This is a genomic window from Paraburkholderia sp. IMGN_8 (genome assembly GCF_038050405.1).
GTDB lineage: Bacteria > Pseudomonadota > Gammaproteobacteria > Burkholderiales > Burkholderiaceae > Paraburkholderia.
Window position 1 is genome coordinate 2,168,343 of record NZ_CP150900.1, and the last position, 18,873, is coordinate 2,187,215.

The 18,873-nt window shown below is 62.8% G+C and carries 17 protein-coding genes; 7 read left to right on the top strand and 10 right to left on the bottom strand.

What is annotated here, in order from left to right; translation table 11 throughout:
- Positions 1-51: 51 nt before the first annotated feature.
- Positions 52-1,428, bottom strand: a complete 1,377-nt coding sequence (locus WN982_RS10135; protein ID WP_341315556.1) for an NCS2 family permease — start codon at positions 1,426-1,428, stop codon at positions 52-54.
- A gap of 53 nt (positions 1,429-1,481) precedes the next feature.
- Here WN982_RS10135 and WN982_RS10140 point away from each other — a divergent pair, with 53 nt between their 5' ends.
- Positions 1,482-2,402 carry a LysR family transcriptional regulator gene (locus WN982_RS10140; RefSeq protein WP_341315557.1) on the top strand — a complete coding sequence of 307 codons (921 nt, stop codon included), beginning with the start codon at positions 1,482-1,484 and terminating at the stop codon, positions 2,400-2,402.
- Positions 2,403-2,428: 26 nt separating this feature from the next.
- On the opposite strand, the gene WN982_RS10145 is transcribed toward WN982_RS10140, so the two are convergent.
- From WN982_RS10145 to WN982_RS10155, 3 genes are all read right to left on the bottom strand, one after another.
- Positions 2,429-3,553, bottom strand: a complete 1,125-nt coding sequence (locus tag WN982_RS10145) for a nucleoside hydrolase (protein ID WP_341315558.1) — start codon at positions 3,551-3,553, stop codon at positions 2,429-2,431.
- A gap of 2 nt (positions 3,554-3,555) precedes the next feature.
- A complete protein-coding gene (locus tag WN982_RS10150) occupies positions 3,556-4,665 on the bottom strand; it encodes a porin (protein WP_341315559.1) in 1,110 nt (369 codons plus the stop codon).
- A 206-nt stretch (positions 4,666-4,871) separates the two neighbouring features.
- Positions 4,872-5,309, bottom strand: coding sequence for a carboxymuconolactone decarboxylase family protein (locus WN982_RS10155; RefSeq protein ID WP_341315560.1), 438 nt, complete (start codon positions 5,307-5,309; stop codon positions 4,872-4,874).
- 254 nt (positions 5,310-5,563) lie between these two features.
- Here WN982_RS10155 and WN982_RS10160 point away from each other — a divergent pair, with 254 nt between their 5' ends.
- Both WN982_RS10160 and WN982_RS10165 read left to right on the top strand, forming a co-directional pair.
- Positions 5,564-6,613: an NAD(P)/FAD-dependent oxidoreductase gene (locus WN982_RS10160; RefSeq protein ID WP_341315561.1), complete on the top strand. Its 1,050-nt coding sequence runs from the start codon at positions 5,564-5,566 to the stop codon at positions 6,611-6,613.
- Between the two features lie 204 nt (positions 6,614-6,817).
- The gene (locus WN982_RS10165; protein WP_341315562.1) at positions 6,818-7,255 is read left to right on the top strand and encodes a MarR family transcriptional regulator; all 438 of its coding nucleotides are present in this window, start codon (positions 6,818-6,820) and stop codon (positions 7,253-7,255) included.
- 1,026 nt (positions 7,256-8,281) lie between these two features.
- Here WN982_RS10165 and WN982_RS10170 read toward each other — a convergent pair.
- A complete protein-coding gene (locus WN982_RS10170; RefSeq protein ID WP_341315563.1) occupies positions 8,282-9,679 on the bottom strand; it encodes an MFS transporter in 1,398 nt (465 codons plus the stop codon).
- A gap of 231 nt (positions 9,680-9,910) precedes the next feature.
- Here WN982_RS10170 and WN982_RS10175 point away from each other — a divergent pair, with 231 nt between their 5' ends.
- Positions 9,911-10,066, top strand: coding sequence for a hypothetical protein (locus tag WN982_RS10175; RefSeq protein ID WP_341315564.1), 156 nt, complete (start codon positions 9,911-9,913; stop codon positions 10,064-10,066).
- 124 nt (positions 10,067-10,190) lie between these two features.
- Here the strand turns inward: WN982_RS10175 and WN982_RS10180 are convergent, their stop codons facing one another.
- Positions 10,191-10,673: a PaaI family thioesterase gene (locus WN982_RS10180; RefSeq protein ID WP_341315767.1), complete on the bottom strand. Its 483-nt coding sequence runs from the start codon at positions 10,671-10,673 to the stop codon at positions 10,191-10,193.
- Positions 10,674-11,352: 679 nt separating this feature from the next.
- Here WN982_RS10180 and mprF point away from each other — a divergent pair.
- Together mprF and WN982_RS10190 are read left to right on the top strand one after the other, a co-directional pair.
- The gene (gene mprF / locus WN982_RS10185) at positions 11,353-13,905 is read left to right on the top strand and encodes a bifunctional lysylphosphatidylglycerol flippase/synthetase MprF (protein WP_341315565.1); all 2,553 of its coding nucleotides are present in this window, start codon (positions 11,353-11,355) and stop codon (positions 13,903-13,905) included.
- Positions 13,902-15,164: an AcvB/VirJ family lysyl-phosphatidylglycerol hydrolase gene (locus WN982_RS10190; RefSeq protein ID WP_341315566.1), complete on the top strand. Its 1,263-nt coding sequence runs from the start codon at positions 13,902-13,904 to the stop codon at positions 15,162-15,164. The genes mprF and WN982_RS10190 overlap by 4 nt, the downstream gene beginning before the upstream one ends.
- Here WN982_RS10190 and WN982_RS10195 read toward each other — a convergent pair.
- Positions 15,136-15,366, bottom strand: coding sequence for a hypothetical protein (locus WN982_RS10195; RefSeq protein ID WP_341315567.1), 231 nt, complete (start codon positions 15,364-15,366; stop codon positions 15,136-15,138). The genes WN982_RS10190 and WN982_RS10195 overlap by 29 nt on opposite strands.
- A 167-nt stretch (positions 15,367-15,533) precedes the next feature.
- Between WN982_RS10195 and ilvA the strand changes: the two genes are divergently transcribed.
- The gene (ilvA, locus tag WN982_RS10200; RefSeq protein WP_341315568.1) at positions 15,534-17,105 is read left to right on the top strand and encodes a threonine ammonia-lyase, biosynthetic; all 1,572 of its coding nucleotides are present in this window, start codon (positions 15,534-15,536) and stop codon (positions 17,103-17,105) included.
- 27 nt (positions 17,106-17,132) lie between these two features.
- On the opposite strand, the gene arsH is transcribed toward ilvA, so the two are convergent.
- Genes arsH through WN982_RS10215 form a run of 3 tightly spaced genes read right to left on the bottom strand, consistent with a single transcriptional unit; the run spans position 17,133 to position 18,719 of the window.
- Entirely contained in the window at positions 17,133-17,909 is a 777-nt protein-coding gene (gene arsH / locus WN982_RS10205) for an arsenical resistance protein ArsH (RefSeq protein ID WP_341315768.1), read from the bottom strand.
- Positions 17,909-18,331 (bottom strand): arsenate reductase (glutaredoxin), encoded by a 423-nt coding sequence (gene arsC, locus WN982_RS10210; protein ID WP_341315569.1) that lies wholly within the window; start codon positions 18,329-18,331, stop codon positions 17,909-17,911. Before arsC ends, arsH begins: the two co-directional genes overlap by 1 nt.
- Positions 18,332-18,386: 55 nt before the next feature.
- Positions 18,387-18,719: a metalloregulator ArsR/SmtB family transcription factor gene (locus WN982_RS10215; protein ID WP_341315570.1), complete on the bottom strand. Its 333-nt coding sequence runs from the start codon at positions 18,717-18,719 to the stop codon at positions 18,387-18,389.
- Between the last annotated feature and the right edge of the window lie 154 nt (positions 18,720-18,873).

Sequence of the window (18,873 nt, forward strand, 5' to 3'; positions counted from 1 at the left end):
AAAAGCGTTTAGTGCGAATGCAATATGAAACGTGGAGCGAAGGCGCGATGCTCAGTGCGGTTTGACCACGGTATAGAAGTAGTAGCCGAGCGGCACGGCAAGCACATACAAGCCCCAGGGCACTTCGCGCAGACGCCCGGCGAGCAGCTTGACGAGCACATAGCACAGCAGGCCGCCCGCGATCCCGGTGCCGAAGCTGTTCGACATCAGCGTGAGCAGCACCATCGAGAGAACCGGTAGCGAGTCGCTGAAATCGTCGAAATGCGTGTGGCGGATCGTGCTGAACATCGACAGGCCGATCAGAATCAGCGCCGGCGCGGTCGCTTCTTTCGGAATCGCGAGAGCCACCGGCACGAACAGCAGCATCAGCGCGAACATCGCGGCGGCGGCGAGCGACGACAAACCGCTGCGTCCGCCTGCTTCAACGCCCGCTGCGGATTCGATCAGCGCGGTGAGCGCCGGAATGCCGAACACAGGGCCGAGCGTCGCGGCGATCGAATCGACGAGGAACGGCCGGTTGATGTTCGGCAGATTCGCGTTTTCGTCGAGCAGATCGGCTTTTGCGCCGACCGCGAGGGTGGTACCGAGCGTCGAGAAAAACTCCGCCGCGAAGAACACGAACAGATACGGAATTGCCGCGACGCTCAACGCGCCGGCGATGTCGAGCTTGAAGGCGATCGGCGCGATGCCATGCGGCCACGACAGCAGCGACGCAGGCCAATGCGTGACGCCGAGCGGCACGCCGGCGCCGGCCGCAATCAGGATCGCCCACAGGATGGCGCCGGGCACGCGGCGCCCTTGCAGCACGACGGCCGCGCCGAGGCCGATCAACGCCACCAGCGTGCCGGGTCGCGAGAAGTCGCCGAGCGCGAGTGCATTGGTTTTCGCGTTGGCGATCACCATTCCAGCGTTGCGAAAACCGAGCACCGCGATGAACAAACCGATCGACGCGCCGAGTCCGAGCTTGATCTGCGCCGGAATCAGCCGCACCACCAGACTGCGCGCGCCCACTAGCGTCAGGATCAGGAACAGCACGCCGGATACGAACGCGATACCCAGGCCCGTTTGCCACGCAACGTGTTCGCCCGCGAGCGTGATGCCGAGAATCACCGAGCCGCCGATGCCGGGGCCGACCAGAAACGGCAGGTTCGCATACAACGCCATCAGTACGGTGCTCAGCACGAAGACGAGGATCGTCGCGGTGGTGGCCGCGCCGCGATCCATGCCGCCGCTCGCGAGCAGCGACGGAATGACCACCAGCAAATAGGCAGCCGCAAGAAACGACGTGATGCCCGCAATCGTTTCGGTACGCACGCTGGTCTTGCGTTCAGTCAGCGCGAAACGCCGTTCGAGCCAGCCGCCGCGCGCGACGTGCGCCGGTTTGCCGGCATTCGGCAATGAAGATTCGTTATTGATCAATTGATTCATCCTGTAGCCATGCCATTTATACTGCTGCGCATTGCGTCGATGCATTGCTCACCATGACCGACCGTTCGTCCCTGCTGCCCGCGCTCACGCTGCGGCAAATCCAGTACTTCGTCACGCTTGCGCACGCGCGCAGCTTTACGCAGGCCGCGCAATCGCTCGCCTTGACGCAACCGGCCCTGACCGCTGCGATCCGCCAGATCGAATTCCTGCTCGGCGGTCCATTGTTCGCGCGTTCCGCGCATCGGCTGACGCTCACGCATGCGGGCGCCAGCGTGTTGCCGCTCGCGGAGCGTTTGCTCAATCAGGCGCGCGGTACCTTCGACGATATGGCGAGCACCTTCGCCGAGCGCGTGCAAACGGTGCGCATCGGACTGATTCCGTCGGCGGCGGCACGTTTGCTGCCCGCGCTTGCATCGTTGCGCAAGCAACAACCGTCGTTGCGCTTCACGCTGAACGACATGCCGAACACCGCGTTGATCGACGCCGTGCGCGAGGGCGCCGCCGACTTCGGCGTCGGCGTGCATGAGCCCGATGCCGCGACGGCGGACAACGCCGCCGCGTTGCGCTATCAGGACCTGTTCGAAGACCAGATCGTCGTGGTGGTGCGGCGCGACGATCCGCTCGCGCAACGCAGGAGCATTGCCTGGGCGAAGCTGGTCGGCCGCGATCTCGCGGTGTTCGTGCGCGGCAGCGTCAGCGATGCGTTGCAGCGCACCGGCGGCGCCGAAGGTTTGCAGCTGACGGTTGCGTATCGCGTCGAGTACACCGAGCCGCTGTACGAACTGGTGCGCAACGGCCTCGCGATCGCGGTGCTGCCGAGTCTCTACACGATGCATCTGCACGACACGCAACTGGTCGCGCTGCGCCTCGACAAGCCGCGCGTGACGCGTTCGATTGCGCTGATCTCGCTCGCCGGCGACGATCGCGGACCACACGTGCGTGCGTGCCGCGAGTGGATCGCCGCGCATATCTGACGCCGTGCGAATCCTATGCATCAGACTCACGGCAACGTCGCGAGACGCTCGCGCAGCGCGGCGTAGAAACCGTCCGCGTCGACTTCGGTGATCCACGTCGCGTTCGGTTTGCGGCCGCTGTGGCCGCTCCAATCCACCACCGTTTCGCCGAGCGTCCATTCGCCGGCGGTCTCTATCATCACGTTGACCTCGCGTCCCTTGAACAGCGACGGCTCGATCAGATAGCCGGTCGCGCAAGGGTCGTACATCGGCGCTTCATCGATGCCGCGACGACCCTTCTGATAGGCGACTTCCGCGGCCATGATGTCGGCGGCCATCGTGCCGCAGCGATTGCCGAGCGCGCGAATCGGCGCGATTCGTGCCGGCGTGATCGCGGCTTTCACGGCAACGTCGCGCGGCAGCACGACGATCGGCACCCCGCTCGCAAAGACGACTTGCGCGGCTTGCGGATCGACATAGATATTGAATTCGGCCGCCGGCGTGATGTTGCCGCGTTCGAAGAACGCGCCACCCATCAGCACGATTTCGCGGATGCCGTTGCGGACCTCGGGCGCTTCGATCAGCGCGGTGGCGAGGTTGGTCAAGGGGCCGGTCGCGCAAAGCGTCACGCTATGCGGCGGCGCCGCGCGCAGCGTGTCGATCAGAAAGGCGACGGCGTGCTGTGGGGCGAGCGGCGCGAGCGGTTCGTGCAGGGGCACGCCTTCGAGACCGGTCTTGCCGTGCACGTTGGCAGCGGTCACGAGTTCGCGCATTAGCGGCCGCGGACAGCCTGCGTACACCGGCAGCGTCTGCGTGCGTTCAGCCCAGTCGCGCACGATTCGCGCGTTGCGTTCGGTGAGATCGAGCGGCACGTTGCCCGCGACGGTTGTGATCGCGCGCACGTCGAGCCGGTCACTGGCGCCGAGCGCGAACATGATTGCAATCGCGTCGTCCTGACCCGGATCGCAATCGATGATCACGCTGCGGCGCGTGCCAGTTTGCAAAGCTGCGGTGCTGGAAGACGCACCGCTCGATGCGGAAGCGGAACCTGAAGCACTAGCAGCACCGGCGGCGCTCGCCGTCATCGGCCACACCGACGCGCCCACCGCCAATCCCATCGCCGTGCGCAAGAACGCGCGCCGGTCCTCCGTTCGAGTGAAGGTGTTCATCATCGTCAGAACACGTGGCGCATGCCGACAGTCGCGATCATCTGACGCGTGCTTGCGGATTGAGCATAGGCAAAGATCTGCGCGTGTTGCGCGTCGCCAGCCGCTTGCTGCGCGATCACGGTCAGCGCGACGTCGGTGCGCTTCGACAGGAAGTAGTCGGCTTGCAGATTGACCTGATGCCATTTTGGCCTCGTATTGATCACATCGTATTTGCCGTCCGTGAACGCATAGGCTGCGCCGAGGATGAACGCGGGTGTCACGTGGTAGTTCAGATTCAGGTTGTAGTTCTGCAGATGCAGATGCGAATTGTCGAGGTAATCGTAGCGGACATCGGTGAAGAGCGCTGCAAATTGCGCTGCTCCAATCGTATAGAAGCCGCCCGTGCCGAAGATGCGCTGCTTGCTCGCGTAGGCGGCGGGATGCAGCGCGCTCTTCGCGAAGATCAGGAGCGACGACGCGTAGTCGTTCGAAATCGCGCCGTCCGGATTGGTGGCGCTAAACGGATTGTTGTAGTGCGCGTATACCGCGCTCCACTTCAGCGGCCCGTTCTCGTAACCCACGCCGAAGCTGTACGCGCTGTTGTTGGCGAAACCGGTGGCGTTGCTGAAGCCGTATTCGGCCGTGGCTTTCAGGCCGCGATATTCGGGCGTCACGTATTTCACCGCGTTCTGCACGCGGATGTCGTTGTAGCCGTTGTCGTTATCGCCGATGTTCACGCCGTTGCTCGCGATGATCACCGGGCCGACGTAGTCGTGCACCGTGTCGTACTGGCGGCCGAAGGTCAGCGTACCGAGTTTCTTGCTGGCGAGGCCGACGAATGCCTGGCGGCCGAATTCGCGACCGTTCTGCGACGCATTGCCGGTCATTACATTGAAGCCGTTTTCCAACTGGAAGATCGCGGTCGTGCCGCCACCCAGGTCTTCGACGCCTTTGAGTCCCCAGCGCGGATTCTGATCGGTGCCGGAAAGCGCCTGCCACGCGTTCTTGCCGCCCTGATTCGTCGCATAGCCGACGCCCGCCGAAATCAGGCCGTACAGCGTCAGGCTGCTCTGCGCATGCGCGACGCTGGAGAGCGCGCCGGCGATCGCGATAGGGGCGAACTTGAGTAGTTTCATCGTGGTCCAGTAGCGAGAAGGGAGGGCGCCGAGCGTGGGGCGCATTCGAACTGGACTCGACTATACGAAGTCGCTCACTATAAAAATAATGTTGTTTTCTTATAAGTCCATAAATTTAATCTATTCAATATCAGCCGCAACCTCAGCCGCGCGTCGCATCACACTGCCACGCGCGGCCCTGCACAGCGAGGACGCCAGGGCGCCACTCAAGCCGGCAGCTTGCGGAACGAAATCGCGAAGCGGTTCCAGGCGTTGATCGCGGCGATCAGAAGCGTCAGATCGACCAGTTCTTCGTCGCTGAAGTGCGGGCGCACGGCGGTCCAGACCGCGTCGGGCACATGCTCGTGAGAAACCAGCGTCACTGCTTCGGTCCATTCGAGCGCCGCGCGTTCGCGATCGGTGAAAAACGGCGTCTCGCGCCACACCACCACGGTTGCCAGACGGCGATCCGTTTCGCCGCCTTTGCGGGCGTCGGCCGTGTGCATATCGACGCAATACGCGCAGCCGTTGATCTGCGAAGCACGCAGGCGGACCAGTTCGGTCAGCGATTTTTCGAGGGCCGATTTGCCGATGCGTTCTTCGACGCCGATTAGTGCCTTGATAGCGGCGGGGTTGGCTTTGTAGAAGTCGAGACGTTGTTCCATGATTCACTCCGGGGTTCGGGTTGGACGCATTCAGCGTTGCGGTAAGTGAAGATTAGACGCAAGACTGGCTTCATGAAATGACCAGTTTTTGGTATTTTCAGGTAACCACTTCACGGCAACTTTTTAGCCACTTTCTTCGCCCACCGATGCCACCGGCGCGCGGCCCCTGCGACCATACGGTTCGTAATGGCATCGTTGCCGGGCTTTGGGCGATTCTGTATGGTGGGTTCATCGACCTACCCAAGAGATATCGAATGACGCCCGACGCAGACCAACTCCCGCAGCCGATTCGCACCGATGTCCTGATCGTCGGCGCCGGGCCCGTGGGCCTCTTCGCCGCTTTCGAGGCGGGCGTGATCGGGCTGTCGTGCCAGATCGTCGACGCGCTCGGCAAGATCGGCGGGCAGTGTACGGAACTGTATCCCGACAAGCCGATCTACGACATCCCCGCGATTCCGTCATGTACCGCGCGTGAACTGGTGGAGCGTTTGATGGCGCAGTGCAAGCCGTTCGACGTGCCCATCCATCTGGAACAGCGCGTCCAGTCGGTCGAACAGCGCGGCGACGGGCGCTGGACCGTGCGTACCGATCGCGGTCTCGTGTTCGACGTCGCGGCGATTCTGCTCGCCGCCGGCAACGGCGCGTTCGTACCGCAAAAGCTGGCGCTCGCCGAAGCCGTACCGCTGGAAACGCGTCATGTGCACTACAGCGTGCCGCGTCTCGCCGATTTCGCCGACAAGACCGTGGTGGTGGCGGGCGGCGGCGATTCCGCGCTCGACTGGGCGCTCGCCTTGCGCCAGGTCGCGCGGCGCGTGACGCTGGTGCATCGGCGCAATGGCTTCAGCGCGGCGGATTCGAGCGTCGCGGCGATGCGGCGCGCGGTCGAGGCGGGCGAGATGGACTTTATCGTCGGTGCGATCTCCGGCCTGACGGTGCAGGACAACGCGTTGAAATCGATCGGACTGCGTCATATCGACGGGGAAACTCAACTCGAAGCCGAGCAACTCGTCGTGCTGTACGGGCTGGTTGCGGACCTGGGGCCGATTGCGCAGTGGAACCTGTCGATCCACGGTGGCCGCGTCGATGTGGATACATCCAACTACGAAAGCTCGCGGCCCGGTATCTTCGCGGTCGGCGATATCGCCAACTATCCGAACAAGCAGAAGCTGATTCTGTCCGGCTTTCACGAGGCGTCGCTGGCGCTGCGCAAGGCTTATGCGTATGCGTTTCCCGAGAAAAAGCGGGTGCACGTCCACTCGAGCTACGACGCGAAGCTGGCGGAAAAGGTCGCGGCGGCGCACTGACGGGGCGGCGCTCGAACCAGACGAGGTGCCGCTTTCACCGTGCCGGTTGGCGGGCATGAGCCGGGCGGCTCGGATTCGTCTGCCTATTCCACGCAACCGTGCCCCACAACCCGCTGCATAGCCGAGATTCTGACTTTCGAAAATTTATCCTTGATGGTATCTGACTATGCAGTTATATTTGTTTTAACCAACAAGGAGCCGCACATGGACCACTACACGCCGGAGAGTTTCAATTTGACGCAAAGCGTGGGGTTTGCGATCAACAAGGCGCGCAATGTGTTGGTCACTGAAATGGACGCTGCACTGAAGGAACTGGATATCACCAGCCAGCAAATGGGCATCCTGCTGTCATTGCGCCGCGGCGCTGCTGCCACGCCGTTCGAGTTGTCCAAGTTGCTCAGTATCGACACGGGCCTGATGACGCGCATGCTCGACAAGCTGGAAGCCAAGGGTTTGCTGGAACGTTCGCGCAGCATTGAAGACCGTCGCGTCGTCAATCTGAAGCTGACGAAAGAGGGTGAAAAAGTGGCCGCGCGTCTGCCGGAGATTGTGCCGGTCGTGCTGAACGGCCGGCTGAAGAAATTTACGAAAACCGAGTTCGAGGAATTGCGACGTTTGCTGTATAAGTTTCTTGCGGATTAGGTGTCTGATTGCCTACGGCGTTGGGTTTTTCTTGGTTTTTTTGCCTGCGCGGCGCTATGGTTGTTGTGCCTGCGGCGGTGGCCTTTCCTTGATTTGATATTGGTTTATTAGCGTTCCCCCTGTGCGGGGGGGCACCTACTTTTCTTTGCCGGCCGCAAAGAAAAGTAGGCAAAAGAAAGCGGCTCAAACCGCTAGCTCTTAAGCGGGGTCTCCTGGCTTGGAGGGGACAGTGGAGCATCTGGAATCAGTGTTCTCGCACACTCCGCGCTGGTGACAAGGCAGTCATCCTTCCGGCGGCGCTGCGCGCGCCGCAGCGGTACTTCTCAACACCGATCGCAGATTGGCGCCTCCGGCATCATTCATCCCACTCTGCACTACGTGCGCCGCGGACGGGTCTGCCAGGGAAACCAGTGACTTCGTTTTGGTTTGTTGGGAGCCATCAGCTGCGCCTCGGCGAGGTGCTGAAGTTTGGGTGTGCGAACCACCATGCTGGGCGAAACGTCGGCGCTGACACTAGCGGGTGGCGGTGTTGCGAAGTAACGCCGAACACCGAAACCGACGGGCAGTATCGTGAAGTAACGCCGAAACCGGCAGGCAGTATCGTGAAGTAACGCCGAAACCGGCAGGCGGTTTGATGAAGTACCGCTACGGCGCGCGCAGCGTCGCCGGAAGGATGACTGCCTTGTCACTCACGCAAAATGTGCGAGAACACCGATTCCAGATGCTCCACTATCCCCTCCAAGCCAGGGGACCCGCTTAAGGGTTAGCGGTGTGAAGCCGCTTTCTTTGCTTACTTTCTTTGCGGCGGCAAAGAAAGTAAGTGCCTGCCCCGCACAGGGGCGACGCTAATAAACCACTAAGAAATCAAGGAAAGGCCACCGCCGTAGACACACAGCAAGAAGAACATCCAACGCCGTAGGCAAACAGCAAAAAAGACCAACACCGCATGCATAGCAGACAAACGCCGTAGGCACAGAGAACAAGTAAAGTCCACATAGCAAAAAAACCAGCGCCAGCGCGCAACCATCACCCCCGTCCACCCCGCGCGATCTCCTCACCTGCGCCCCTTGGCATCCGCAAAGTAACCGGTATCGACGCGAACGAGCACAACCCAACTACCAGAAACGCCGGCCAGAAATCCGACCATGCGATCGCCGGATGCCCATGCAGCACGCGCGAAATCTGCAGCACGATCCCGCCGATCGTCACCCCGAGCCCGAGCGACATCTGCTGCACCACGCTGCCAAGGCTAGTCGCGCGCCCCACATCGCGGCTGGCGATTTCCGCATAAGTCAGCGAGTTCAGGCTGGTGAATTGCAGTGCAGGGAAAAAGCCGCCGAGCAGCACGACCACCCAGATGATCCAGACCGGTGTGCCGGGAAAAAACAGACCGCACGCCGCAATCGACAGCCCGGACAGCGCGGCATTGACCACGAGAACCGAGCGGAAGCCGAACCGATGCAGCACGCTCGAAGCGATCGCCCGCATGAACATGCCGCCGAACGCGGACGCGCAGGTGATGAGCCCGGATTCGAACGCGCTCATCCCGTGCCCCTCCTGCAACATCAGCGGCAGCAGAAACGGCAGCGCGCCGAGGCCGATGCGAAACAGCGATCCGCCGAGCACGCTCGCCTGAAAGGTCGGCACTTTGAAAAAACGCAAATCGAGCAACGGAAGTTTGACGCGCTGAGCATACGCGACGTAAGCCGCGAGCAGGACGGCGCCGCACGCGCACATGCCGAACGCGTCCCGATTCGAAATCAGCTCCCCACCGACCAGCGACAAGCCGAGCAGAAGCAGCACCGCGCCGGCCGCCGACAGAAAGAAGCCGATCCAGTCGAGCGGACCGGGGTCCGGTTCGCGCGTGTTGGCGATGTGCCGGTTGGTCAGATAGATGCCGAGAATGCCGATCGGCACGTTGATGAAAAAGATCAGGCGCCAGTGCAGATAGGTGGTGATGAAGCCGCCGAGCAACGGCCCCGCGGCGGGTCCGAGCATCGCGGGGACACTCAGATAATTCATCGCGCGGATGAAGTCGGATTTGTGCACGACGCGGAAGATGATGATCCGGCCGACCGGCACCATCATCGCGCCGCCCACGCCCTGGACGAAACGCGCGAGCGTGAAGGTGGCCAGCGAATTCGACGCCGCGCACAGCAACGAGCCGGTCACGAAGATGCCGATCGCCGTGCGGAAGATCGTGCGCGCGCCGAAACGGTCGGCGAGCCAGCCGCACACCGGAATGAAAACGCCGAGGCCGAGCACGTAACTCGTTACCGCGATCTTCAGCGTGACTGGATCGCGGCCGAAGTCACGCGCCATCGCCGGCAACGCGGTAACGATCACGTTTGCATCGACACTTTCCATGAACATCGCGCACGCGACGATGAGAGGCGCAATCAGAGCTTTCTGGGCGAGCGTCATGGAGGCGGGCTGCGGCGGGCAGGCGCGGGCAAAGGTGTGATTATTGCACCCGCACGGTGCGGGTTGTTAATAAGCTGGCGGTCTGATGCGGTCCTTTTTTTGACTGTGTGGACTGGCGGATGTGACCGGCGCGCAACAGCCCGAGCGCATGTTTAATTTTTGTTGCGGTGCGGCATCAGAAGACTATAATCGGGTTATTGCCTAGGTATAAACCCTATACAGGAGTCCACGATGAACACCGCTTCCAACACCACGACCGTCCGCGCCGCCACTGTCGCCGCTAACAATACTTGGCTCGGCAAGCTGCGCGCCCTCGCGTTGCGCGCGCTGAACCTGCATCTGCAGACCTGCGCCGTGCTCGCCGAAGCGCATCGCCGCCCGCAGTAAGCGCGCGGTAAACATAGCAATCGCAGTAATTACCGCACTCGAGGTAATGGCCGCGCCGGCCTGCGGCTGAAACAGGCGTACGGGATTAGCACCCGCGCGCCTTGGCGGTTGGGAAGGTTGGGAATCAACGGCTGGGAATCTCGAACACGAGGCAGGTCGTTGTGGCATGCGCGTACAGCGTGCCATCGGGTCCGACGAGGCGCGCTTCCGCCGTCGCCAGTTGGCGTCCGCAATGAATCACCTTGCCTTCCGCGCGCACGCGCTGTACGCGCGGCGTCACCGCTTTCACGTAGTTCACGCTCAGTTCGGCCGTGGTGTAGCCGCGGCCTGGCGGCATCATCGTATGCACCGAGCAGCCTAGCGCGGAATCGAGCAGCGTCGCGATCCAGCCGCCATGCACGGTTCCCAATGGATTCAGATGCTGCGCGAGCGGCGTGCCCTGAAATACCGTGTGTCCCGCATTGACTTCGATGATAGTGAAGTCGAGCGTGCGCGCGATTGGCGCGTACGGCAGCTCGGCATTCATCATGGCCTGCATGATTTCGAGGCCGCTCTTTCCGGCGACCTGTTCAGGCGTTGCAACGCCGGCGCCGGGGCCCGTGTTCATCTTCGCCAATACTTCCTGCTCCTGCGCGAGCCAGCGCTCGAGTTGCTGTTCGTTCGTCAATTCGTGTCTCCTGTCCCGGTGGAAAGCATGTGTCTTCTTGCGCGTTGCGCAAAACGATTCGCTGCATTGCCATCGATTAGAGCATCAAATCGCGTCGGGCCGCTGGAGGGCCGCCTCTGGAAGCCATCTGCAAAGTATTCGTTCGAGCCCTTTCGAAAATCTGGCGCTTCAAGATCACCGCGCGGCATAAACGAGCAGACCCAACAGATAGGCCCAGCGCAATCGCGCAGTTACCGACCGCGCGTCATCGACATGATCTCGAATCTTCATCTCCCCGGTCGCAATTAGCGTTTAGAATCCTGCCCGCTGTGCGATTTTGTGGTCGACACCAGCAACCCAGTCGGCAATTTCGACCGTTTATCAAGGCGTACCACGTCGCCAGGCACGCCGCCGAGCCGCCGGCCTTATTTCGCTTTACCTTCCCCGGCCGCGATAAATCCCTACGAACCGCCTTACAGTGTCAACCTTTTCGAGATTGTGCCGTTATCCATTTGTAATCGCCGTAGTAGGGCGACGCCGTGGCAGACGACCCGTCGCCGCGACAGCAAGCCAGCACTAAGCAAGGCCGCACTGACCTATGTTCCACCGCCATAACAATAAATTCGACCGGCTAGGCGCGATGTTCGACCGTGTATCGAAGACGCTTGGCAACCGGGGCATCCTCTCGCCTGTGCTCGCGCTCGTCATCTGCGGGCTGCTGCTGATCGTCTTGCAGCATCTGTCGCAAGCTGTCGACTACCGCTCGGTGATGCGCCAGTTGCGCCACCTGAGCGCGGCCGAGTGGGCTGCGTCGCTCGGCGCGACCGCGCTCAGTTACGTCGCGCTGGTCGGCCGCGATGCGATCGGCCTGCGTTACCTCGGCGCCGTGGTGCCGCGCGCGGCGTTGTGGATCGGCGCGACCGCCGGTTCCGCACTTGGTAATGCGACCGGCTTCGGTGCATTGACGGGCGGGGCGGTGCGCGCGCGCGTCTATGGCATCGCGAGCGTCACGCCCGCGCAGATCGGCCGCATGACGGTGTTCACGAGCGTCTCACTGGCGCTCGCGCTGGTGCTGATGACGGCGCTCGGCATGGTGTGCGCGGCCGGTCCGCTTGCGTCGATGCTGCATCTCGCGCCGCTCACGCTCGGCTGGAGCGGCGCGGCGCTATTGACCGCGCTCGGCCTCGCGGCCGCCGCGTGCGGCAGCGAAACGCGCCCGATCCGCACGCGCTGGCAGTGGCTGTCGTTCGATATTCCGGCGCGCCGCGATCTGCTCGCCCAGGTGGGCCTCGCCGTACTCGACGTGGTGGCCGCGGGTCTCGCGCTGTGGGCGCTGCTGCCGCATGCGGACGTGAGCTTCGTGACCTTCATCACGGTCTATGCCGCGGCGATGCTGCTCGGCATGATCGGCCACACGCCTGGCGGCGTCGGCGTGTTCGAGGCGGCGATGGTGTTCACGCTGAACGGCAGCGTGCAAACGCATCAGATGGTCGCGGCGCTGCTCGCGTATCGCGCGATCTACTTCGGCGTGCCGCTGATCGTGTCGGCGGGACTGCTCGCCTGCTTCGAGGGCCGTGCGCTGAAAAGCCGTTTGCCGCTGCATCACGCGGCGCAAGCGTCGAAACTCGCGCCGCTGTTCCTGAGCCTCGTGACCTTCGTGGTCGGCGGCATGCTGGTGATCTCCAGCGCGACGCCCGCGTTCTGGCAACGCATTCAGATTCTGCGCGACGTGCTGCCGCTGTGGGTGCTCGAAAGCTCGCAGATGCTGTGCAGCGTGCTCGGCGTGCTGCTGCTGTTCGTCGCGCGCGGTTTGCTGCGGCGTCTGGATGCCGCGTGGTGGATGACATTGCTGTTGGCGGTGCTGAGCCTCGCGCTATCGCTGACGAAGGGTCTCGCGTTCGTCGAAGCGGGCGTGCTCGGCATGCTGATCGCGCTGCTGCTTTCGACGCGTGGTCGTTTCAACCGTCATTCGTCGCTGTTTGCCGAGCGCTTTACGTCCGGCTGGCTGGTATCGGTGGCGATGGTGCTGATGCTGGCCGTGTGGGTGATGCTGTTTGCGTTCCGCGACGTGCCGTACACCCAGGATCTGTGGTGGCAATTCGCCTTCGACGAACGCGCGCCGCGGGCATTGCGCGCGACGCTGGCCGCGAGCGTCTTCGCGGCCACCTTCGCGTTCTGGCAGTTGCTGCGCCCGGCGCCGGGCCGCTTCGTCAAGCCCGCGCAAGAAGATCTGCTGGACGCGGCGCGCATCGTGCGCGCGCAGGAACGCAGTGACGCCGGTCTCGCGCTGATGGGCGACAAGAGTTTCCTGTTCTCCGAGTCGCGCGAGGCCTTCCTGATGTACGCGAAATACGGACGTACGTGGGCGGCATTGCACGATCCGGTCGGTCCGCGCGAAGAGTGGGCAGGCCTCATCAGCAAGTTCGTCGCGCTCGCGCATACGCACGGTGGCCGCGCGGCGTTCTATCAGGTGCGGGCGAACGCGTTGCCGTTGTATCTCGACGCCGGCCTCACGCTCATGAAGCTCGGCGAAGAAGCCCACGTGGTGCTCGACGATTTCGACCTGAAGGGTTCGCATCGCGCGCATCTTCGCTATGCGCTCAAACGTGGCGAACGTGATGGCTTTACCGTCGAAGTGATCGATCAGGCGGACGTGCCCGCTTCGCTCAATACGTTGCGGCAGATCTCGGACGGCTGGCTCGACAGCCGCGACGCGCGCGAAAAGAGCTTCTCGGTGGCGGCGTTTACCGATGAGTATCTCGCCGCGCAGTCGGTCATGCTGGTGCGCCAGAACGGCGAGCCGGCCGCGTTCGTGACTTTCATGACGACCGATCTGAACACCGAAGCGACAGTCGGCGTGATGCGCCACGTCGAGGCCGCGTCGCCGTATGCGATGGAATATCTGTTCACGCAGCTGGCGCTGCATCTGAAGCAGGCGGGCTTCCGCTCGCTCAGTCTCGGCATCGCGCCGCTCTCCGGCATGCAGCCCACGCCGCTCGCGTCGCGCTGGCACCGGCTGGCGGGAATCGTGTGGCGCTTCGGCGGCCGCTTCTACAACTTCCGCGGACTGCGCGCTTTCAAGAGCAAGTTCCAGCCGCATTGGGAGCCGCGCTATCTCGCGGCGTCGGGTTCGGTGGGCGTGTTCTTCACGCTGGCGGACCTGTCATTGCTGGCGGGAGGCCGGCGTTCATGACATTGCATCCGGTTTTCAAGCTCGCCGTTGCGGCGAGCCTCGTTCTTTGCGGCGCGGGCGCGCACGCGGCCACCACTGTGTCCGGCGGCCGCTACGGCGACGTGTCGGTCACGCAGCCGGTCGGCCCGTTGCGCGGCTTCGTAGTGCTGTACTCGCAAGCGGGCGGCTGGAGCGCCGCTGATCAGCAGGGCGCCGATGCGCTCGCCAAGGCCGGCGCGCTGACGGTCGGCGTGGATACGGCGCGCTATGCAGCGAACCTGAGCGCTAAAAAAGAGGCGTGCCATCAACTGGTGGGCGACGCCGAAGCGTTGAGCCACCAGCTTGAACGGCAATCGCAATCGAGCCAGTATTTCGCGCCGATCGTCGCCGGCACCGGCCAGGGCGCGACGCTCGCGATGCATGTGCTCGAGCAGGCGCCGTCGAACACGATCGCCGGCGCGGTCGCGGTGGATGGAGAGCGCGATCTGGACCCGCGCTTTCAACCGTGCCCGCCGGACCCAACGGTGATTCGCGACAAGGTGCCGGGCTTCGTCGAGACAGCCGCAACCGGCACGGCCGACCGCGCGCGCCTCGTCGCATTGATCGCGCCGCATCTGCGCGCGGCTTCGGCGAACGAGGACGACGTCTCCGATCTGCCGCTGATCGAGTTGCCCGCGGCGCATCCGAACGGGCTGATGGCGATCGTGATCTCGGGCGACGGCGGCTGGCGCGATCTCGACAAGACCATCGCCCAGGCCTTGCAGAACGACGGCGTCTCGGTGATCGGCCTGGACAGCCTGCGCTATTTCTGGAGCGAGAAAACGCCCGCGCAGACGAGCCGCGATCTCGCGCGCGTGATGCAAACCTATGGCGTGCGCTGGCATGCGAACCACGTCGCGCTGGTCGGCTATTCGTTCGGCGCCGACGTGATGCCGTTCGCCTATAACCGCTTGCCTGACGCGCTACGCGCGAAGGTGTCGCTGATCTCGCTGCTCGGCTTCGCGCCCGACGCCGATTTTCAGATCCGTGTCGGCGGCTGGCTCGGCATGCCGGCGAGCGATAAGGCCCTGAAGGCGCAGCCGGAATTGGCGCGCGTGCCGCCCGCGATCGTGCAGTGCTTCTACGGCGAGAACGAAAAAGACACCTTGTGTCCGGCGCTGGCCAACACCGGGGTCGAGGTCGTTCGCACGTCGGGCGACCATCACTTCGGCCGCGATTACAACGCGCTGGAACGGCGCATTCTCAGCGCCTTCAGAAAGCAAAGCGGCATGCACGAATAAGCACGCTGCGTGAATACGCCGCCGATTTGCGCGTCGCGGAGGCGTAGCAGCACTGAAGTTCGCGTCGCCGGTGGCGATGCCGCGATGCGTTGTAGTCGAGGCGCCGGCCACAGGGAACGACGCTCGATGTGCTCAGTTGCCATAGCCAGATCGATAAAGCGGGATTGACAAAGCCGGCCAAGTCAACGAAGATCGGCTGCATGAACTGCCTCGACATCCGTATTGCGCTGATTATTAGCACCATTCATCGAATGGTGGGTTAGCGCGCGTCTGATAGCAGTGACATCAACCCGCCCCACGAGGCGGGTTTTTTTATGGCCGTCTCCTGGGTGTCTCTGGTGATTTTTCCTTGCCACATAGGAGCTTGCCTTGCCGCTACACGAACTCAAACAGGTTGCAGAAGCCGCTGACAGCGTGGCTCTCCGGCACGACTACCTGAAGAAAACCCTGACCGCGCGCGTCTACGACGTGGCCCGCGAGACCGAACTCGAACGTGCGCCGAATCTGTCGGCACGGTTGCGCAATCCCGTCTATCTGAAGCGCGAGGACAACCAGCCGGTGTTCTCCTTCAAGGTGCGCGGCGCGTACAACAAGATGGCGCATATTCCGGCCGAGGCGCTGGAGCGTGGCGTGATTACCGCGTCGGCGGGCAATCATGCACAGGGCGTGGCGCTGTCGGCGGCGCGCATGGGCGTGAAGGCGATCATCGTCGTGCCGGTGACCACTCCGCAGGTGAAGGTCGATGCGGTGCGCGCGCATGGCGGGCCGACTGTCGAAGTGGTGCAGTTCGGTGAGTCGTATAGCGATGCGTATGCGCACGCCGTCACGCTACAGGAAGCGCGCGGGCTGACCTTCGTGCATCCGTTCGACGATCCGTATGTGATCGCCGGCCAGGGCACGGTCGCGATGGAGATCCTCAGCCAGCATCAGGGGCCGATCCACGCGATCTTCGTGCCGATCGGCGGCGGCGGACTGGCGGCAGGCGTGGCCGCGTATGTGAAATCGGTGCGCCCGGAGATCAAGGTGATCGGCGTGCAGACCGACGATTCGTGTGCGATGGCGGCGTCGCTGAAAGCCGGCGAGCGTGTCACGCTGAATGAAGTCGGCCTGTTTTCGGACGGCACGGCGGTGAAGCTGGTCGGCGAAGAAACCTTCCGCCTGTGCCGCGAATATCTCGACGACGTGCTGCTCGTGAATACTGATGCTTTGTGTGCGGCGATCAAGGATGTGTTTCAGGACACCCGCAGCGTGCTGGAGCCCGCCGGCTCGCTCGCTGTAGCCGGCGCGAAACAGTATGCCGAGCGCGAGGGCATCGAGAACCAGACGCTGATCGCGATCACCTCGGGTGCGAACATGAACTTCGACCGGATGCGTTTCGTCGCCGAACGGGCCGAAGTCGGTGAAGCGCGCGAAGCGGTGTTCGCCGTGACAATCCCCGAAGAGCGCGGCAGCTTCCGGCGTTTCTGCGAGCTGGTCGGCACGCGCAGCGTGACCGAGTTCAACTACCGGATCGCGGATGCGAATTCCGCGCATATCTTCGTCGGCGTGCAGATCCGGAATCGCAGCGAGTCGGCGCAGATCGCGGGCGCGTTCGAAGCGCACGGCTTTGCCACCGTCGATCTGACGTTCGATGAGCTCTCGAAGCAGCACATCCGCTATATGGTCGGTGGCCGTTCGCCGCTCGCGCATGATGAGCGCCTGTTCCGCTTCGAGTTTCCGGAGCGGCCGGGTGCGCTGATGAAGTTCCTGTCGTCGATGGCGCCGAACTGGAATATCAGCCTGTTCCACTACCGTAACCAGGGCGCAGACTACAGTTCGATTCTGGTCGGCATTCAGGTGCCGGAAAGCGAGAACGGCGAGTTCGAGCGCTTTCTCGCGACGCTCGGTTATCCGTACTGGGAAGAGACCGGCAACCCGGTGTATCGCTTGTTCCTCGCGTAGCCTAACCGTTTGCGCAGCGGGGCGCCGTCATTCGGTTTCGCTGGCGTCGGCATCGCTGTTTGCGTCGACGTCGGCGACGTTCGCTTCGTGATCCATAGCATTCGCCGCGAGCGCCGTCGCAAGCTCGGGATGCGCTTCCTTGCGTTCGCTATAGCGATCCGTCAGATAGTCCGACCGGTCGCGCACCAGCAGCGTGAACTTATACAATTCTTCCATCACGTCGACGACGCGATCGTAATAGGCGGAGGGCTTCATCCGGCCATCAGCGTCGAACTCCTGATACGCCTTCGCCACCGATGACTGATTGGGGATGGTGACCATGCGCATCCATCGGCCCAGCACGCGCAGCGCGTTGACCGCATTGAACGATTGCGAGCCGCCGCACACCTGCATCACGGCTAACGTGCGCCCCTGAGTCGGCCGGACACCGCCGCTTTCCAGCGGCAGCCAGTCGATCTGGTTCTTGAATACAGCGGTCAGCGTGCCGTGACGCTCGGGGCTGCACCATACCTGGCCTTCCGACCATTCGGAGAGCGTGCGCAGTTCCATCACCTTCGGATGGTCTGCTGCGACGCTGTCCGTCAGCGGGAGACCGTGCGGATCGAAGACTTGTGTTTCCGCGCCGAACCGGCGCAGAATCCGCTCGGCTTCGAGCGTGAGGAAACGGCTGTACGACGTCGGGCGCAACGAGCCGTAGAGCAGCAGAATACGTGGGGCGTGTCGCGACACCTCGCGCGGTTCGAGCTTGTGCAGATCCGGCCTGTCCAGAAGCGCCGCGCTGACGTTGGGGAGATCCTGCTGCATCATCGGACCCTGCGTCCTTCGCGGTCGATCACCGCTTCGCCGTCCTCTTTGGAAAACGGGCCTTGTTGCGCCGCAGGCAGGATCTCGAGCACCACCTCGGACGGCCGGCATAGCCGAACCCCGAGCGGCGTCACGACAAATGGCCGGTTGATCAGGATCGGGTGTTCCAGCATCGCCGTCAGTAATTGTTCGTCGCTCAAGCTCATATCGTCGAGGCCGAGCTCGGCATAGGGCGTGCCTTTTTCGCGCAGCGCTCCGCGTACGCTCAGGCCCGCGCGTGCGATCAGGCTTGTCAGCGTTTCGCGGTCCTGAGGTGTTTGCAGATAGTCGATGATGACGGGTTCGATACCGGCGTTACGGATCATTGCGAGCGTGTTGCGCGACGTGCCGCAATCGGGGTTGTGATAGATCGTGACGCTCATGGCGGTTACCTTCGAATCTTCAATGTGATTTTGCTTCGTACCAATGCCGCGAGCTCTATGGCTTGTCTGCACAGCAGTTTGGAATATCGCTGACGGCGCATGGCGCTCCGGCGCAGCAGTTTTCCGTGAGGAAGCCGATCAGGCCGGTCATCGCGTCGAAATTCGCTGTGTAGATGACGAAACGCCCATCCTGGCGCGAGTTCACGAGGTCCGCATGTGACAGGTCCTTGAGATGGAACGACAGGCTGGAAGGGGAGAGCCCCAGTTTCTGCGCGATCTCGCCGGCCGCCATGCCGTTCGGGCCGGCAATGACCAGCGTGCGGAAGATGGCGAGGCGCGAATCATGGGCGAGCGCGCTGAGCGCGCGTACAACGAGATTTGAGTCCATGACGCGGACGATACGTTATTTATTTCCAAATTTCAAGTATTGTTGAAATGTGGAGATCCGTGCCGCCGTTGCTGTTTGGATAGGCGATGTCATATCTCAAAATCAGATACTGCTTATCTACCATATCGCGTTGCGCGATACCGCCCATGATTGT

Bases quoted from the DNA above. Each gene is read 5' to 3' on its own strand.
- WN982_RS10135 (WP_341315556.1), bottom strand. From the start codon at position 1,428: ATGAATCAATTGATCAATAACGAATCTTCATTGCCGAATGCCGGCAAA.
- WN982_RS10145 (WP_341315558.1), bottom strand. From the start codon at position 3,553: ATGATGAACACCTTCACTCGAACGGAGGACCGGCGCGCGTTCTTGCGC.
- WN982_RS10165 (WP_341315562.1), top strand. From the start codon at position 6,818: ATGGACCACTACACGCCGGAGAGTTTCAATTTGACGCAAAGCGTGGGG.
- WN982_RS10170 (WP_341315563.1), bottom strand. From the start codon at position 9,679: ATGACGCTCGCCCAGAAAGCTCTGATTGCGCCTCTCATCGTCGCGTGC.
- WN982_RS10140 (WP_341315557.1), top strand. From the start codon at position 1,482: ATGACCGACCGTTCGTCCCTGCTGCCCGCGCTCACGCTGCGGCAAATC.
- WN982_RS10180 (WP_341315767.1), bottom strand. From the start codon at position 10,673: ATGAACACGGGCCCCGGCGCCGGCGTTGCAACGCCTGAACAGGTCGCC.
- mprF (WP_341315565.1), top strand. From the start codon at position 11,353: ATGTTCGACCGTGTATCGAAGACGCTTGGCAACCGGGGCATCCTCTCG.
- WN982_RS10215 (WP_341315570.1), bottom strand. From the start codon at position 18,719: ATGGACTCAAATCTCGTTGTACGCGCGCTCAGCGCGCTCGCCCATGAT.
- WN982_RS10175 (WP_341315564.1), top strand. From the start codon at position 9,911: ATGAACACCGCTTCCAACACCACGACCGTCCGCGCCGCCACTGTCGCC.
- WN982_RS10160 (WP_341315561.1), top strand. From the start codon at position 5,564: ATGACGCCCGACGCAGACCAACTCCCGCAGCCGATTCGCACCGATGTC.
- WN982_RS10195 (WP_341315567.1), bottom strand. From the start codon at position 15,366: ATGCAGCCGATCTTCGTTGACTTGGCCGGCTTTGTCAATCCCGCTTTA.
- WN982_RS10150 (WP_341315559.1), bottom strand. From the start codon at position 4,665: ATGAAACTACTCAAGTTCGCCCCTATCGCGATCGCCGGCGCGCTCTCC.
- WN982_RS10190 (WP_341315566.1), top strand. From the start codon at position 13,902: ATGACATTGCATCCGGTTTTCAAGCTCGCCGTTGCGGCGAGCCTCGTT.
- arsH (WP_341315768.1), bottom strand. From the start codon at position 17,909: ATGCAGCAGGATCTCCCCAACGTCAGCGCGGCGCTTCTGGACAGGCCG.
- WN982_RS10155 (WP_341315560.1), bottom strand. From the start codon at position 5,309: ATGGAACAACGTCTCGACTTCTACAAAGCCAACCCCGCCGCTATCAAG.
- arsC (WP_341315569.1), bottom strand. From the start codon at position 18,331: ATGAGCGTCACGATCTATCACAACCCCGATTGCGGCACGTCGCGCAAC.